13 protein-coding genes and 1 tRNA gene are annotated in these 16113 nt (G+C 69.4%); 8 read left to right on the forward strand and 6 right to left on the reverse strand.

Annotated elements, in window-relative coordinates:
* Positions 1-5: 5 nt before the first annotated feature.
* Entirely contained in the window at positions 6-908 is a 903-nt protein-coding gene (locus ACZ55U_RS15325; RefSeq protein ID WP_465526412.1) for a DUF5655 domain-containing protein, read from the reverse strand.
* A gap of 450 nt (positions 909-1358) precedes the next feature.
* Between ACZ55U_RS15325 and ACZ55U_RS15330 the strand changes: the two genes are divergently transcribed.
* Positions 1359-1431, forward strand: a tRNA-Lys gene (locus ACZ55U_RS15330).
* A 208-nt stretch (positions 1432-1639) separates the two neighbouring features.
* Here ACZ55U_RS15330 and ACZ55U_RS15335 read toward each other — a convergent pair.
* Positions 1640-2782, reverse strand: a complete 1143-nt coding sequence (locus ACZ55U_RS15335) for a hypothetical protein (protein WP_465526414.1) — start codon at positions 2780-2782, stop codon at positions 1640-1642.
* 704 nt (positions 2783-3486) lie between these two features.
* On the opposite strand from ACZ55U_RS15335, the gene ACZ55U_RS15340 reads away from it, so the two are divergent.
* The 4 genes from ACZ55U_RS15340 to ACZ55U_RS15355 all read left to right on the forward strand — a co-directional run bounded on the left by ACZ55U_RS15340 (position 3487) and on the right by ACZ55U_RS15355 (position 6408).
* Positions 3487-3711: a hypothetical protein gene (locus tag ACZ55U_RS15340; RefSeq protein WP_465526416.1), complete on the forward strand. Its 225-nt coding sequence runs from the start codon at positions 3487-3489 to the stop codon at positions 3709-3711.
* A 128-nt stretch (positions 3712-3839) separates the two neighbouring features.
* On the forward strand, positions 3840-4937 hold the full coding sequence (locus ACZ55U_RS15345; protein ID WP_465526521.1) for a helix-turn-helix domain-containing protein: 1098 nt from the start codon (positions 3840-3842) through the stop codon (positions 4935-4937).
* Positions 4924-5370: a hypothetical protein gene (locus tag ACZ55U_RS15350; protein ID WP_465526418.1), complete on the forward strand. Its 447-nt coding sequence runs from the start codon at positions 4924-4926 to the stop codon at positions 5368-5370. The genes ACZ55U_RS15345 and ACZ55U_RS15350 overlap by 14 nt, the downstream gene beginning before the upstream one ends.
* Positions 5371-5574: 204 nt before the next feature.
* Entirely contained in the window at positions 5575-6408 is an 834-nt protein-coding gene (locus ACZ55U_RS15355; protein ID WP_465526523.1) for an SAM-dependent methyltransferase, read from the forward strand.
* Here ACZ55U_RS15355 and ACZ55U_RS15360 read toward each other — a convergent pair.
* Both ACZ55U_RS15360 and ACZ55U_RS15365 read right to left on the reverse strand, forming a co-directional pair.
* On the reverse strand, positions 6402-7337 hold the full coding sequence (locus ACZ55U_RS15360; protein ID WP_465526420.1) for a helix-turn-helix domain-containing protein: 936 nt from the start codon (positions 7335-7337) through the stop codon (positions 6402-6404). The two genes, ACZ55U_RS15355 and ACZ55U_RS15360, sit on opposite strands and share 7 nt — an antisense overlap.
* A 95-nt stretch (positions 7338-7432) precedes the next feature.
* On the reverse strand, positions 7433-7675 hold the full coding sequence (locus ACZ55U_RS15365) for a DUF397 domain-containing protein (protein ID WP_465526422.1): 243 nt from the start codon (positions 7673-7675) through the stop codon (positions 7433-7435).
* Positions 7676-7914: 239 nt separating this feature from the next.
* Between ACZ55U_RS15365 and ACZ55U_RS15370 the strand changes: the two genes are divergently transcribed.
* Positions 7915-8346 (forward strand): hypothetical protein, encoded by a 432-nt coding sequence (locus ACZ55U_RS15370; RefSeq protein ID WP_465526424.1) that lies wholly within the window; start codon positions 7915-7917, stop codon positions 8344-8346.
* A gap of 1080 nt (positions 8347-9426) precedes the next feature.
* Here the strand turns inward: ACZ55U_RS15370 and ACZ55U_RS15375 are convergent.
* Positions 9427-9669, reverse strand: coding sequence for a hypothetical protein (locus tag ACZ55U_RS15375; RefSeq protein ID WP_465526426.1), 243 nt, complete (start codon positions 9667-9669; stop codon positions 9427-9429).
* Between the two features lie 14 nt (positions 9670-9683).
* A complete protein-coding gene (locus ACZ55U_RS15380; protein ID WP_465526427.1) occupies positions 9684-14012 on the reverse strand; it encodes a polymorphic toxin-type HINT domain-containing protein in 4329 nt (1442 codons plus the stop codon).
* Here ACZ55U_RS15380 and ACZ55U_RS15385 point away from each other — a divergent pair.
* Complete coding sequence (locus ACZ55U_RS15385; RefSeq protein ID WP_465526529.1) at positions 13978-14640, forward strand: hypothetical protein; 663 nt, start codon at positions 13978-13980, stop codon at positions 14638-14640. The genes ACZ55U_RS15380 and ACZ55U_RS15385 overlap by 35 nt on opposite strands.
* An 89-nt stretch (positions 14641-14729) precedes the next feature.
* Positions 14730-16113, forward strand: a 1384-nt coding sequence (locus ACZ55U_RS15390) for a trypsin-like serine protease (RefSeq protein WP_465526429.1), incomplete at its 3' end; no start/stop codon positions are given.

The raw sequence follows: 16113 nt of genomic DNA on the forward strand, positions 1-16113 counted from the left end.
TGCGCTTACGCGACCGCCTCGTACGAAGCGCGAAGCAGCGGCATCGCTCGGTCGAGGTCGTCCACGGACCCGATCCGCACCTCCAGGTCGCCGGTCCCGTGGTGGCCGATGCCCGAGACGTCGCGCGTGAACCCGGGCTCCAGCTCCACGGACGCCGGAGCCAGACGGAGGAACAGCCGCAGCCCATTGGAGAGCACCTTCACCGTCACGAAGTTCCCACCCCGACGGTAGGCGATGTAGTGCCGCAGCTCGACGCTGTGCACGTCCCCGAGATCCAGCAGTCGTCCGTCCAGATCGGCGTACAGCTCCCGTACCGCCGCCACCGCGCCGGCCAGCCGCTGGGAGACCGTCGAGCGCGCCGCGGGTGCGACGGCGGCGCCCGTACGTGCCGCCCGAGCACCGGAGCCGGCGGTCGAGACCACCAGGTCGAGCGACAGCAAGCCGTCACCGAAGCACCGGTACCGGACGAGGTCGATGCGGCGATCGATCTCGCGGACGGCGTGCTGGTCGTACCGGCTGAACTCCGAGGCCACGCAGATGATCCGCGGGCTCGTCCAGTCAACCGATTCTGCGGATTCCCGGCCGAGCTTCTGCGCTACCAGGGACTCGAAGCCGTGCCGGTGGTCGCGCAACCAGGACAGGTAGAACAACCCCTGGTTGATCACGTTCTCGTCCCGGGACCGCTTGTACTCGATCACCACTGGGGAGCCGTCCTCGTCCAGACCGAGCGAATCGATCCGCCCACCGTGTACCGGACCGGTCGACACCTCGGTGTCCAGGAAGCGCACACCGAGCATGGCCGCCATGTTCCGCTCGATGTACGACTGCAGGTGTCGCTCCAAGGCGATGGTGGACCCCACGATCTCCTCCGCGCGGTCACCATCGGTGCGAAAGACCCTCAACGTCATGGTCCCCCCTTGGCCCACCCCTGCAGGACCAATCCAGCAGGGCGAAAAGCAACCTATCCACTCAAAGTGTCGATAACTAGTGCATATTGCACATCTCTCAATGCTTGACGGCAGGGAATAGAACCTGACCGTCTCCTCGCCGTCTGGGCCTGCGAGACTCGGAGTTGTTCGAACTCTCCAAGGTGAGTTCTTGATCCGGGATGACCGTGTTGATGTGTCGGCGGGGAAGGGGAGTGTGGCTCGGCAACGCTCGGCATGGCATCGACGGTGTGTCCCAGGTGTGACCGGACGCCTTCGGACGATCTGGCACACGGCGTCACATCGCGAGGCATGTCCATGGCGAAATGATGAAGGTGTGGCGCGCATCGAGGACTCGCATGCAATCTGATCTGCGCAAATGCTGGATTCGGCGGCACGGGGCGGCACCATCCGGCATGCTCTGGCCTCCGCGGGCCACTAGCTCAATTGGCAGAGCTGCGGACGTTTAATCCGTAGGTTCAGGGTTCGAGCCCCTGGTGGCCCATTCCTAAGGCCCAGGTCAGGAGCTTTGGGTTCTTATGGTTGTTGCAACGACCCCGGGTTCTCCCGCCTCGGCGGGAGAACCCGGGGTCGTTGGGTGTGCCTATGTAACCGCCTCGTAGGAGGCGCGAAGCAGTGGCATCGGCCGGTCGAGGTCGTCCACCGACCTGATCCACACCTCCAGGCAGCGTGCTCGCAGCTGGGGCTGGCGATCAGATGAGCGGTTCGTGGTGGGCAGCGGTTTCGCGGACGAGGTGGGCGAAGCGCTCACGGCTGCGCTGCTGGTGCTGTTCGGCCTGTTCGTCGGTCCAGTCTTCTGCGCTGGTGTCGTCGTCCTCGTCGTCGAGGTCGTCGTACTCGCTGTGGAGGAGCCAGCAGGCGTGGATACCGGTGAGGAGGTCTTCGAGGAGGTCGCGGGCCGGACGCCTGGGGTCGAGGGGGGTCAGGCGCAGTTCGACGTCGGCGAGGTCGGGTGCGTCGTCGCCGTAGTCGGCGAGGGTCTCCTCCAGGTCGTCGAGCTGCTCGCGCAGGGCGTCGGGGTCGGGCAGCAGGCCGTCGGTGATGCGCAGGGCGTGGCGCACGAGGCCGGTGACAGCTTCGTGCGGGGTGGCGCCGGCGTCGATGAGGCCGAGGACGAGGGTGGGGGTCTCGTGGGGGAGGGCCTCGATGTTGTCGGCTTCCTGGACGACCTGGTCAAGGTCGTGGCCGGAGATATCGGCGGTGACCTCGGCTGCGGCGGCGAGCCAGTGGGCGGCGGCGACGGCGGCTGCGGTGGGGTCGACCTGGGAGAACAGCTCGGATGACCCGAAGGGGTCCTGTTCGAGGAGTCGGTTCGCGGCGGCGACCTGGACGGGGGAGGCGTCCTCGCGGCTGAGCAGGACGGCCTGCTGGGCGCGGCCGGTCAGGTCGCCGAGTTCGGCGTTCTCCACGGCGGCGAGCTCGGTGGCGGCCTCGGCGAGGACGGCCTCCGTCAGCGCCGGGTCGCCGAGTTCGTGGAGGGCGAGGCCGGTCTGGTGGGCGGATTCGAGCAGGCGGCTGTAGGAGACGATCATCGAGCCGCCGCTGGGCAGGTTCGGCTTGGTGATCGCGTCCGCGACCTCGCCGAAGCGTCCGCGTTCCTGCTCGCGGCGCCAGCCCTCGGTGTTGGGCTCCAGGGAGCCGGCGGCGCTGGCGGGGTGGGTGTAGGTGCGCCAGGCGGCCTCGGACAGGTGGCTGAGCGCGCGGGCCAGTCCCAGGAGAACGGAGTCAGCGGTCCCGGCGGGGAGGGAGGCGACCCGGGTGGCGAGGTCGCCCTCGCCTGTTCCCCAGGCGGCGATCAGCTCACGGCGGTCGGGGTCGATGCTGTAGCGGGTCATGACGTCCTGTCTTCGTTCTGCCGGCACACTGCCGGGCCACACGGCATTCTGACGTGCTGGCAGGTGCCGGTGTTCCCAAGGAGGCCTGGTGGGCCAACCGGCGCATCCGGGGTGCTGTGTCCGTGGACAGCCCAGATGGGCGTCGGCCGGCTTGAGGGCGATCCCGGCGCCGCCGGGGACGGCGCCCGATGGCTCGCTGTCGACCGCGGCGGCTACGACGTCGGTGCTGGACGGAGCGGCCCCCACCCTCCACATCATGTGACATGCATCACAATTATGTGGACTGCCATCGTCCGGTTGGTTGCATCTGCAATTCGACGGATATCGGAATCCGCCTCGCCCGTTTACAGGCCTGTAGTCGCCCCATGGCGCTCCAGTCCGGGAGTTGACTCTTTAAGGTCGATGGCAAATGAAAGGTGTCCGAAAATGCTCGTTCCTGATTGAATTCGATGCCGAGGTAGGACCGGGACCGGTACCGATGCAAGATCTGCAAACGAGATGGAATCGCGCCGGGAATGTCATTCCCATCCGCACGTGCAGCGCAGGCGCTGGGTATCCGTGGTGCAATCTGGTTCTGCGGGGGAGTACCTTTTGAAGCGTCAGTTACGAGAGCCCCGGCCTGCGGTGTCGCCACACCATGGCCGGGGCCCGAGCGGAGGAGTGCCATGCACCGCCACGCCCTCACGGGGCGGTCTATTCGCCCCGTGATCACCACCGAACGTACCAGTGTCCCGCTGCCGGCCCGAAAGCGGTCCGGCTTTGATTACTGGGGAGTTTCGGTCTCCCTCGCTTCCCTCGCCTCGGCCGCTGCTGTGCCGCTGGCATGTGCCAACGGGCTGTCGGGGTGGCAGTTCGCCGGAGTCGGCTTTCTGGTCACCGCCGCCGGTCAGGCGCGATGCCAGTTCCGGCGGTTGCGGCTGCACCCGTAGCAGGGGTGGCCGGGGTGTGCCCACCGCGGTGAGCGCACCCCGGCCACCGGCTCGGGGGGTTCCGCGTGCCGCGGTCCGTCCCCGGGGGTGGAAATGCCGCTGAGGGAGAGAGAAACGAGCGGGTGAAGATGGCGGATTCGGTGATGGTGGAGTGCGCGCTGCCGTCCTGCGGGGAGGTGTTCCAGCGGCCGGTCAAGGCCGGACGGCCCCGGGAGTACCACGCGGTGGCGTGCCAGAGGCAGGCGCAGCGCCAGCGGGACGCGGCCAAGGCCGCGGCACGCCGCCCGGCCCGGGCGGCCGGGGGCATGGGGCAGCTGGTGGCGGAGGACATGCACATGGTCGCGGGCCGGCTGCTGGAGGCTCAGGCGCGCCGGGCGCCGCTGACGGTGAGGCTGGCGTGTGTGCGGGACCTGCGGGTTGACACCGACCACTACGTGGCGGCGGCCGTCAACGACGCACGGGCTGCGGGGGCCGGGTGGGTGGAGATCGCGGCCGCGCTGGGCGTCCAGCCGGACTCGGCCCGGCGCCGGTGGGCCCCGCGGCGGGTGGAACAGCAGCTGAGCCGGCGTTCGAACCGTCAGGCGCAGCCCGTCCCGGGTGGGGCGCCGGTCGTACAGGCGCAGGCCTGGCGCAGGGAGGCGGAGGCGGAGCCGGGGCCCCGTGCACGGCTGCTCGCCGCGGCGCTGACAGCGCTGCAGGAGCGCAGCGGGGTGAGTTTGCAGGACGCGGCGGAGATGGCGGAGTGCTCGCCGTCGTACGTCTCGCGGATCCTCGCCGGGGACCGGGTGCCGACGTGGCCGGTCCTGCTGATGCTGGCGGAGGCGTTCGGCGGGGTGCCGGAGGAACTGCGGCTGTTGTGGGAGGTGGCCCAGGGGGTCGCGAGGGCGGGGCGGGTGTCGGTGGCGGGCGCCGCCGACCAGCTGGTCCAGGCGATCCGGGGGCTGCACCTGGCCGCAGGGCAGCCCGATGCGCAGGCCGTGTGCGCCCTCGCCCGGGGGGTGTCGGCAGAAGTGGTGCGCTCGCTGCTGGCGGGCGAGACGGTGCCCGACTGGTCGGTGGTCAGCGAGGTGGCCGCGGCGCTGGGAGGGCACCCCGGCGACCTGCGCCCGTACTGGGAGCGTGTGCACTACGCGGCGCTCGCGTCCGTCTACTCGGATGAGTTCGGGCCGTCCGGCTGCTTCGCCCGCGCGGCCGTGCCGGAAGGGGGAGATCGTGACGGGGGCTGAGGCGGCGGGCCTGGGCGCGTTCGTCGAGCGCCGCCGGGGCCCGTACCGGAGGTATGCGGTGGCCCGGCTGGGCCGCACGCCCGCCGCCGGCGGGGCGGTCGACCAGGTGGTGGAGGCGTTGGCGGCGTGCTGGCCCCGTCTGGTGTGTGAGCGCAGTCCCGCAGCCGGTGCGTGGGTGCTGCTGCGTGAGGCGGTGTCTTTGCGCGGCCGGGAGACGTGCGACCAAGGCGAGGTGGACGTGCTGCACCGCCTGCTGCCCGTCGCGGTGGCCGATGCGGCGGTCCTGCACTACCGGCTGGGGATGCGGCTGACCGAGGCCGCGGACCTGATGGGTGTGGAGCCGTCGGCGGCGGCCGGGCTGGTGCTCGCCGCCGAGCGGGGGCTGCCGCGCGCCCTGGTCGGCGAACTCGCCTTCGGCCCCACGAGGGTGTGAGCGCCGCGGCTGCTGCGGCGGGCGTGGCGCGAAGGGGTGGCGCGGGATTTCGTACCTGCGCCACCCCTTCGCTCACGTGCGCCAAAACATCCGCCCGAGGTTAAGCCTTACGGGTTCCGGAGTTGCTTAACAATCTGGTGCAGCGTCATATACCGCCCTAGCATGGGCACGTCGATCGGTGGGGCCGAGCCAGGGGTGGTCGCTTTGGAGCCGGATGCGGAAATCGTTTCTCCCCTCACGTACGATCCGGCTGTCCCGAGCGTCGCACGCATGTACGACCTCTTGTTGGGCGGGCATTACCACTTCCAGTCGGACCGCGACGGGGTACGCGATCTGCTGAAGGTCGCGCCGAGCAGCGTGGAGGTCGCGGCGATCAACCGGGCGTTCCTCGTGCGCACGGTGCAGACGTTGGTGCGGGACTACGGGGTGCGGCAGTTCATCGACCACGGCTCGGGCCTGCCGACCCAGCACAACGTGCACCAGATAGCGCAGGAGATCCACGAGGACTGCCGGGTGGTGTACGTCGACAACGACCCGATGGTGATGCACACCGGGCGGACCGTGCTGGCCGGGAACCCGAATGCGGCCGTCGTCCACGCCGATATGCGCGACACCGAGAAGATCTTCGCCAGCAAGGCCGTGCGGGATCTGATCCTGCCCGGCGAGCCGACGGCGGCGCTGTTCGTCTCCGTGCTGCACTGCATCCCGGACCAGGGGTACGTCCCGCCCGCGCGGCTCGTGCGCCAGGTCCGCGAGCGGCTGCCCGCCGGCGCCCCCGCCTACATGGCAATCTCCCAGCTCGTCAGCCCCCGGCCCGAGGTCCGCCGGCGGATCACGGACCTGATGGCCGATCTTACCCACGGCCACTGGGGGGAGGTCCGCACCGAGGAGGACGTCGAAAGTTACTTCGAGGACATGGAGATCCTCGCCCCCGGCGTGGTGGAGGTGTCGCAGTGGCGCCCGGATGCGGCCGGAGCCCGGCCGGCGCAGACGAGCGACGAGTGGACGGAGTTCGGCGGCGTGGCCAGGGCTCACTGACCGGGGGCACGCATCCTGTCGTGGTGGACCCCGATGGCCTTGTCGATCAGGGCGAGGCCGACCTCGTAGTCGGCCACGTGGAACATCAGGGTGTTCAGCAGGTCCGCGTAGCGCTCGACGTCGGGGTCCTTGCTCAGGTAGGTGGCCCCGATGCCGGGGCCCTCGACGTAGACGACATCGCTCGGCCCGCCGTACTCGAAGGCGAGGTGGGTGAAGGCGCCGGCCGGCGGGGTGACGTCGGCGGTGAACGGCAGGATCGCGACACTCACGTTCGGCCGCAGGCCGAGTTCCTTGAGGTGCTCCAGCTGCCCGATCATGACCTCGGGGCCGCCGGTGTTGCGGTACAGCACGCTCTCGTCGAGCAGGGCCATGACCGTGCGCTCGGTGTCGTCCAGCAGCCGGGTGCGGTCCATGCGCTGGTTCACCCGGCGCTCGATCTCCTCCTCGGGGGCCCGTGGCAGGCCGGCCCTGATCATCCGATGCGCATAGTCGAATGTCTGCAGCGGTCCGGGCACCACGCCGCCCTCCCAGTACTTGATGCTGGCGGACTCGACCTCCAAGCCGATCATGCGTTTGAACCAGCCGGGCGTGATGTCGGCGTACTCGGCGGCGAAAGGTCCCGCCATGACGCGTTCCAGCAGCACGCCGACGTGCGCGCGGAGGTCGGGGCCGACACCGTAGAACGCGATCAGGTCGTCGACGTCGCGCTTGGAGGGGGTGTTCTCCCCCCGCTCCATCCGGCTCAGCTTCGACGCCGACGCCCGGATCCGGGGAGCGACGTCCGACAGGCGCAGCCGCCGTTCCTCGCGCAGCGTGCGCAGCACCTTGCCCAGGACCTTCGCCGCGCCCACCGGTCCGCTCCAGTGGAGCGTGCGCACCTCGTCGTCATCCGGGTCGTTCGGTGCGGGACGGTCCGGGTGGGCGGGCATACGGCACTCCTGAGGGCGCGGTTTCGGGAAAGTACTATCCCACGCCGCCCATCCCGTATACCCGCCGTTCTATAGATCCCGTGAACCCGGGCCTATCAGGGGTGGAACACGTGGTCGAAAGCCCTGTTCTCCATGCCCCAGGCGAACGCTGCGGCCTCGTCGCGGTTGAAGATAAGGGCGGGTCCGTCCTTGTGGCGGGAGTTGCGGAAGGCGACGGAGCCGTCCGGCAGCGGGCCGACTTCGATGCAGTTCCCCACGGCGCGGCTGCTCGGGCTCTTCACCCACTCCACGTCCAGCGAATCGGCGCGGACCCCGTTCTCCGGAATTTCGACATTCATTCGATTCTTCCCCTTCCCTTATCGCACGGACATGCGGACCTTCAGGCCGTCTGCAATCCCATGTGCAATTGCAAATGCCTGGCCCGGGAATGCTAGCGGCCGCCGATTCGAACGTGATGTCCTCCGAACGGGTGCCTTCCTGCCTCCTCCGCTTGACCGCCCTGGGGCGGTTGCGGCCCGTGACGGATGGGAAACGTTGCGCCGACACCCGCCGACACCCGCAGCACCGGAGGACACCTTTGACCGGGCCCCAGGACCGCGCCCACCCGCGCTTCAACCGTGACCTGGCCCTGGGCCTGGGGGTGCCCAGAGCGGCGGCCCGGCACCTGCCCGGCACCCCGGACGCCGTCGAGACCGCACGCGACTTCGCCCGGGCAACCACCGGCCAGTGGCGCACACCCGTCACCACGACAGCCCTCGACGAAGCCGTCGACGCCCTGCTGCGCGATCCCGAACCCGAAGGTGACTGGTTCAGCCTCCTCGAAACCCCCGACGCCCTCCTGCTCGTCCTCACCGGGAGCTATGCCCCGCCCGCCGAAGCGACCGCCTGCGTGCTGCCAGCCCCGCGGGACAGCGCCTGCAGCTGCCCGCCCGCCCGCCGCTGGGTCAGGATCCCCTTCCCCGACAGCCCCCGTAGCCACTACGCCCCGCCGACGATCGAGCCCAGGTGACCGCGGCGCCTGGCGGAAGTGCGGGGCCGTGCAGTCCCGCATCGGCGTCACACTGCTGCTTGAGCCATACCGATCAGACTCCCCACGACCGGACCGTGCGGCCGTCGGACGATGGGCACCATTCGAAGCGACCCTGGAATGGGCGCAGGGCCAGGCCGCGGATGCGATCCGGCAGTGGGGTGAAGGCTTCCGGCATTGCAGCGTCCCTCCCTTCCCGAAACCGCTGCCGCCCTTCCCCATGTGGCCGGCTTTCCCGGCCTCGGAGTACTACGGCGGCTCCGCCCCGTCCCGGACCGATCGGCGGTCGACGCGCCCAGCCCTACCCTCGCCACTGGAGGCGACGTGGAAGGCGAGACCCGGGACGGTTCCCGTGTTCACTGTGGTTCGCTCGACGAAGCAGGAGCCCGACTATGCCCTGCGGCCTCGCCACGAGTACGCCGCAGACCTTCCTCGTGGCCGCTCGGACGGCTCGTGCCCACCGTCCTGGGAGTTACCCGCCCCCCCGCTCGACGGGATACGCACCGCTCCCGGCCTAGATCCGCCAGGTTCGAGCCGGTGCCTAATCAAGGGGGTGTCACACGCCGGTTCCTCGCGTACTCCTCTCCATCCCGCTCGCCGAACCCGAACCGTCTGGCAGTGCCGGCCCGTCCCGGCTTTATCAGGGCTGCTTCCCACCCTCCCCGGCGTCACCCGGATCAGGCTGCCCCCAGCTCCACCGCCCTGCTGCGACAGGGTCAGCGGCGAAGGCCTCTCACCTCCACTCGAACCACAGCGCCTCACGGCGCACCCACGACCTCAGGCACACCGCCGCGGCGCTGCCCCTCGAACAGGAGGTCGAGCTTCGAGCTCGTGGCGATCAAGGACTCCCACATCGGCGTCACTGCCGCGGTGCACGCCCATGTCCGGCTCCGGCTCCAGCCCCAAGCCATCGGCACCCTCGGCGACGCCCTCCGAGCCACCGAGAGCCCTAACGACCCGCCAAGTGCAGAACCCGGTTTGCTGACGTTGCCGTCAGCGTTGCCGCCAAGACGTCGCGAGGCCTCACCGAATCGAAGTTCGGTGAGGCCTCGCGGCATTGGCTCAGGAAATCTCAGCCAGCCATTCCCAATCGCCAGGACGGGTGCGCAGCCGGTCTAGCGCTTGCTCGAGGCAATCGTTGAGACTGGAGGATTCGGCCCGGATAAATCCTTGCTCCCCCACGCCCTTTCCTGACATGACAACTGTCCACGGTTCGCCGTCTTCCGCTATCCTTTCGTCATCCACCTTGAGGATCACGGTGACGCCGGAGCGGCCAAGGTTCTCCATTAGTAGCTCGATATCCATCGTCTCAATTCCCGTCAGTAACCCCTCAATGCTGAAGCAATTTCACCAATATCGTGTAGTTGGCCCTTGCCGACCTTGTCAATGACGCTGCGCAGATCTGCGGACGTGGGGCCACTCGTGACCCCGTTGCGCTCCATCAACTGCTCGACGACTGCTTGTGCAGTCCGCTTATTGCCGTTGTTGAACATGTGACCTCCCGCAATGTCCCGGATTACAACCGCGGACTTCTCCCAGAAGCTGTTATATCGACTTGCGTTAACAAACATGTTCTCAGGGGAGCCGCTCAAAAGCGTTTCGCCACCGAACGCGCGGTTGATTTCGGTGATTTCGTCAGGGGTTACGCCAACCTTGAAACCGCCAAGGCCGAAGCACTCAGGGCCAGAGTTATGTACAAGAACCGGCGTATTCCCTGCCAGCACATAGTACGTGTGGAGTCCCTGGACGGTCAGGTTGTAAGCCGCGCCGAGTCCGGTGCGGTTCCTGGCCTCGGTGACGTCTGCGGTTCCGTCCAGGGTGCGTAGCGTGTCACCCCGGTTGAGGTTGCCAGCGTCGACCCACTTCCGGTCCTGCTCCACCCAGAAGGGGTGGTGCTCGGTGGCGGTGAGCGTTCCGCTCAGGCCGTCTGTTGATGCGATGGTGAGGTCGGTGAATTGCCGGTCGTCGGGTGTGTAGATGGTGGCATCCACACGGCGTCCACCAGCCTCGCCGGATTGGGGGTCGGTTGCCCACACCTGGTCGCCGACGTGGATCTGCTCGATCGGGAGGGTGGTTCCGTCTGCCATCAGGACGCGGGTGCCTGCGGGGAAGCTGTTCGGCTTCAGGCAGTCTGTCCTGATTCTCCGGAGCCGTGCTGCCCGTGCGGCATCCTCGACGTCTTTGGCCTTCTTCGCGAGTTGGGCGAGCTTTGCTGCCCGTTCATAGGGGATGAGGCCGGCTGCTGTTTCCAGGCATGCGGCGACACTCTTCTGTTTGATGCATTCCTCGGCGGTGTCGAAGCCGAGGATGGCCTTCGTAGCCCTTTTGAGGAGTTGGGCCATGTCGATGACGCCGTCGAAGAAGAACGACAGGTCTCCGAGGAGGTTCGTGAGGGGGCTCGGCTGGAAGATCGGGACCCGGTTCCTGTGCATCATGCACGCCCAGATGCCTGCCGCATCGTACGGTCCGTCGACGGAGCAGGGCGGGTTCAGGGCGAGCAGGTACCTGTGGACTTCCGCCTGGATCTGCGCTTCCAGTTCCTTCTTCGTCTCCTCCTCGAGCTGTGCGGCGTCGGCTTGGATTTCCTTCTCTTCGGCGGCCATTTCGGCCTGGCGTTCCTGGATCTCCTTTTCTACAGCGATGTCCCATGCCTGGTCGGCTGCCTGCTGCGCGGCGTTGGCGTCCTGGCCTGCCGCCCGTGCGGAGGCGTAGGCGTCGTTCGCGGCGTTGCGGGCGGTTGTGGCTGACCAGCGTGCGTAGGCGGCAGAGGCGGAGGCGCGGCCTGCGGAGGCGGTGGCCTTGCCGGCGTCGCGGGCGGCGCCTTGGGCGGCGTTGCGGGCGGTGGCGGCGGACTGGCCGGCGCGGGTGGCGGAGGCTTCGGCGTTCTGGGCGAAGGTCTTGGCATCCGCGGCGTAGCGGCCGGCCTGGGCCGCGTAGGAGCCGGCTTGTTTGCGGGCGGTCTCGGCTTCTCCGGCAGCGTTGCTCGCGTCGGCCGCGGCTGCGGTTGCTTCCCAGGCGTCCTGCTGGGCCGTGGCTGCGGTCTGGGCGGCCTCGGCGATCAGGTGGCGCATCTGTTCGGCGTGGGTGGCGGCGAGCTGGTCCTTGCGGTCGGCCATGTAGCGGTCGGTCTGCAGGAACGAGGTGACGAGACTTGGTGGGCCGGCGAGGGCGACTTTGGCCAGCGCCTGGGCCTCGGGGCCGCCGGCGGCGAGGAGTTGGGTGGCCTGGACGCGTTCGTCGATCTGGCGGGCGGTGTACTGGCCGGTCATCAGGAAGGCGGCGACGGCCTTCGGCGAGCCGTCCCGCAGGGCCTTCTCGCCGGCTTCCTTGACGCTGGTGCCGCCGGCGGCGATCAGCTGGTAGGCGCGGATGCGGTTGTCGGCGATCGCGGCCTCGTGCTGGCCGGTGGTGAAGAAGGCCTCGATCTGTTGGGCACTGCCCTTCAGTGCCTCGGTGGCGGCGGTGCGTACGGCCTCATCGGAGCTGTCTTGAGCGATCTCCTGCACGTTCTGGCGCGTGTCGTCCAGTTCGGCCTTGTGCCGTCTGGTGCGCACCCAGTCCACGACGGTCTCGTCGGGGCCGGACAGGGCGAGCTTGGCGGCTTCCTGGCTCCAGGGGCCGCCGGTCTTCGCCGTCTGGAGTGCGACCTTGCGGCCCTTGGCCGCGAGAACCTTGGGGTCGGCGTCGGGGTGGGCGGCCTCGGCGGCCAGGTCGGCGGCCTCTTGGTCGTGGGCTTTCCAGTCGGCGAGGAAGGTGCCGATGTTGCCGGTGGCCTCGTCCTCCTCTGTCTTCAGGGCCTGGGCTTCCACGATGGCTGCGGCGGTGCGGGCGGTGAGGTCCTCGGTCTCGGTCTTGCGGGCGAGTTCGTAGACGTTGCCTGCGGTGGTCACCGCTGTGCTCGCCGTTTCGGCGGCGGTGCGGGCCGCCTCGGCCTGGCGGGTGGCCTCGGCGGCCGACGTCGCGGATTCGCCGGCGTGTTCGGCCGCCCGGTCGGCGGCCGTGGCGGCGTTCTGGGCGTGGGTGGCGGCGGAGCGGGCGGCGTCGCGGGCCTGGTAGGAGGCCTGGGCAGCCTGGCGTGCCAGGGCACCGGAGGCGGTGGCGGCCCGGTCGGCCTCTTTGGCCTGGCGGCGGGCCTGGTTGGCTGCGGCCTCGGCGCGCTGGGAGCTGGCGCCTGCGGCGTTCGCCAGGCGGCCGGCCTTGTCGGCGGACCCGGCGGCCGCGTTGGCGTTGGCGCTGGCGCTCTTGGCCGCGTCCGATGCTTCGCCCGCCGCGTCGGAGGCGGCGCCCGCATGCTCTGCGGCATCTGCGGCGCGCTGGGCGTCCCTGGCGGCGTTGCGGGACTCTTCGGCGCGCTGACGGGCCTCGGCGGCCCGGCTCTGGTCGGCGGCGGCTGCGTTGGCTGCCTTGCGGGCGTTGGCCGAGGCGAGGGCCGCTCCGCTGGCGGCGCTGGCGGCCTGGGCGGCCGCGCCGGCGGCGGTGCGGGAGGCCTGGTTGGCGGCACCTGCGGCCGCGACCGCCTGGCTGGCGGCGGCCGCGGCGCCCTGGGCCGCGTCGGCGGCCCGGGCGGCTGCTGCTGAGGCGCGGGCCCGGTCCTGGCCGGCCGCCTCGGTCTCCTTGGCCGCGGTCTCCGCGGACTCCTTGGCCAGCCGGGAGGCCTCGACCGCGCGGGCGGAGGCCGCCTTGGCGGCGTCCTTGGCGATCTGGGCCTGCCGACCGGCCTCCTCGGCCTGGTCAGCCAACTGGGAGATCGTGGCGCGTTCCTGATCCCTGGCCAGGGCGGTGAACTGGCCGACCGACAGGAACTCGGCGATGTCGGCGGGCGTGCCCCGCAAGGCGACCTTGGCGGCCTCCTTCATTGCCGGGCCGCCGGCCGCGAGAAGTTGCATCACGCGGGCGCGGTCGTCGACCGCGGCGGCATCGAGGCGGCCTTGCTCGAGGAACTTTTTCAGGTCCTCGGGAGTGCCTTGCAGTGCGGTGGTGGCCTGTTCCTTGACGCTCACTCCGCCGGTGGCGATGAGCTGGAACGCGTCGATCCGGCGGTCCGCCTCCAGCGGCGCCTGCCAGCCGTCCTTGAGGAAGGTGCGCAGCTCTTCCTGCGTGCCTTTCAGGGCCTTGGTGGTGGCTTCGCGCACCCCGGGGCCGCCGAGGCTGAAGATCTGGTACGCGGAGACGCGTTCGTCGTGGTACTCTGCGAGGTCCGCCTCGGCGTCGAGGAAACGTTTGACGTCCTCGTCGGTACCGGTGAGTGCCGTCTCGGCGGCGGCCTTCACACCGGGACCACCATGCAGCCAGAGGCTTACGACGCGGCTGCGGTCTGTTGGTGCGGGAGTGCTCGGGTCGGGCCCGGGGTCCGTGGCGAACGCGGGAGCCGTGCCGAGCAGGGCGGCGGCGAGGGCCAGCGGCAGCAGGCCCGCGCATATGCGGCCAGGGACTGATAGCCGGACTCTGCGATACCGCTTCCTCCCCCTGGCTGCGGGGGCTCCCAAGGGCCGGATGGGATGGTTCACAATCAATACCTCCCAAATGGTGCATCTGTATTTCGGAGAAAGCTTGCCGAGTATCAGAAGCGGAATGGGCTGTACGAATTCGTGAGGCGTGACCAGAAGTCGCCGAATGGCGGAGCTCTTGGCCGATTCCGCGAACCTCATGGTGGCGGAGATTGCTGGTACTTTACGCTGGCTCCGCCGCCGTCCAACACCCCTTCCGGCATTGCGGAATCAACTTGGTCCCGCCAGGATCGAAGGAACTGCCTTGATCAAATCCCGCACTCGCACGGCTCTCGTGGTCGGCGCCACCGGAGCTCTGCTGGCATGCATCGGGCTAGCGTCCCTGTCGGCCGCGCAGGCCACGACCGGCACGGCATCGGCGGACACGGACATGCCCACCGCTGTCGAGGACTTCCAGTACCCGGAGGCCGAACGCATCCTGACGGAACGCAAGATCACGTTGAAGCGGGGCGACGGGCACATCCTGCTCAAGGAGGGACCCGGCCACACGGTTCCGACCAGTTGCCAGGCGGGGAACGAGATCTTCGTCGAATCGCGTCTCGACAAGCTCGGATACTGCTTCGTCGTTTCCGGTACGACCGGCTACCTCACCATGGAACTGCCGGACGCCTACGGCATCTGGACCGAGGACCGCTCCGTCAGTGCCAAGCTGGTCGCGGCCGGCCAGGAAAAGCAGGTGAACATCGGCCCGAACTCGGTCGAACCGGTCGGCGAAAGCCTGCCCGGTGGAAAGCGTTCCGTCCTGATCGAACTCCGCATCACCGGATGATCCGGGCACGCAAGGCCACTGCCACGCAAAACCGACACCGCGCAGATCAATTCGACCTGGCCGAAACGGCAACGAAAGGACAGCGCTCCATGTTTCGCACGCGATCACATTCGGCCTGGACGACCGGGGCGGTCACGGTCGCCGTGCTGACCGGTGCCCTGCTGACAGGCGGACCCGCTCCGGCCGTCAGCGGTGACACCTCACCCGCGGGCTCCTACGCGTACGCGGCCAAGCTGGACATCGGCAGCGGCGGGCGTGCCTGCACCGGGGCCCTGGTCGACCCGTACTGGGTCGTCACCGCCGCCGCCTGCTTCGCCGACAACCCCGCCCAGCCGACGACCGTCCCCACCGGCCCGCCCGCTCTCAAGGCCACCGCCACCATCGGCCGCACCGACCTCACCACCACGACCGGCCAGGTCCGGGACGTCGCCGAACTCGTTCCCCGTACCGACCGCGACCTTGTCCTGGCCCGCCTCGCCACCCCCGTCACCGACATCACCCCGGTGGCTGTGGCCACCACCGCACCCGCCACCGGCGATGAGCTGACGGTGGCGGGCTTCGGCCGCACCAGGACCGAGTGGGTTCCCGGCAGGCTCCACAGCGCCGCCTTCACCGTCGGTACCGTCGCCCCGACCGGAATCGGCATCGCCGCCAAGGCCCCCGCGGACGCCGTCGTCTGCAAGGGCGACACCGGCGGCCCCGCCCTGCGCAAGGTCGGCGACCACGACGAACTCGCCGCGCTCACCAGCCGTTCCTGGCAGAACGGCTGCCTCGGCAGCGCCGAGACCACCCGCACCGGCGCCTACGAGACCCGCACCGACGACCTCGGCGACTGGATCCAGCAGACCGTCTCCACCTGGGCCGCGACGGCCACCTCCCGCACCGGGGGCCGCAACACCGTCTACAACCCCGACACAAAAACGGCCGAGGTCTTCGCCCTGCGCACCGACGGCGCATTGATCCACGCCTACAACACCAACGGCGAGGGCTGGTCCGGCTGGCACGTCCTCGGCGACGGCGCCCGGTTCGCCAGCTCCCCGGCCGTCGTCCACAACCCGGTCACCAGCACCCTCGACGTGTTCGCCATCGGCACCGACGGCTCCATGTACCGGGCGACGTGGAGCCGCACCACCGGCTGGACGTCCTGGATCATGGCCGGCGACTGGAAGTACAGCGGCACCCCCACCACGGTCTACAACCCGGACACCAGGACGGCCGAGGTCTTCGCCCTGCGCACCGACGGCGTCATGGCCCACCTCTACAACACCGACGGCGCCGGCTGGCACGGCCCGTTCACCCTCAACCCCTCAGGCCAGTTCACCGGCTCCCCGGCCGTCGTCCACAACCCGGTCACCAACACCCTCGACGTGTTCGCCACCGGCACCGACGGCTCCATGTACCGGGCGACGTGGAGCCGCACCACCGGCTGGACGTCCTGGATCATGGCCGGCGACTGGAAGTACAGCGGCACCC

Source organism: Kitasatospora sp. NPDC034533 (genome assembly GCF_055575155.1).

What these genes read in the sequence shown, in the direction of transcription:
- ACZ55U_RS15325 (WP_465526412.1), bottom strand. Translation starts at nt 908, where the DNA reads ATGACGTTGAGGGTCTTTCGCACCGATGGTGACCGCGCGGAGGAGATC.
- ACZ55U_RS15385 (WP_465526529.1), top strand. Translation starts at nt 13,978, where the DNA reads ATGGCGGAGCTCTTGGCCGATTCCGCGAACCTCATGGTGGCGGAGATT.
- ACZ55U_RS15345 (WP_465526521.1), top strand. Translation starts at nt 3,840, where the DNA reads ATGGCGGATTCGGTGATGGTGGAGTGCGCGCTGCCGTCCTGCGGGGAG.
- ACZ55U_RS15360 (WP_465526420.1), bottom strand. Translation starts at nt 7,337, where the DNA reads ATGCCCGCCCACCCGGACCGTCCCGCACCGAACGACCCGGATGACGAC.
- ACZ55U_RS15375 (WP_465526426.1), bottom strand. Translation starts at nt 9,669, where the DNA reads ATGGATATCGAGCTACTAATGGAGAACCTTGGCCGCTCCGGCGTCACC.
- ACZ55U_RS15380 (WP_465526427.1), bottom strand. Translation starts at nt 14,012, where the DNA reads ATGAGGTTCGCGGAATCGGCCAAGAGCTCCGCCATTCGGCGACTTCTG.
- ACZ55U_RS15365 (WP_465526422.1), bottom strand. Translation starts at nt 7,675, where the DNA reads ATGAATGTCGAAATTCCGGAGAACGGGGTCCGCGCCGATTCGCTGGAC.
- ACZ55U_RS15335 (WP_465526414.1), bottom strand. Translation starts at nt 2,782, where the DNA reads ATGACCCGCTACAGCATCGACCCCGACCGCCGTGAGCTGATCGCCGCC.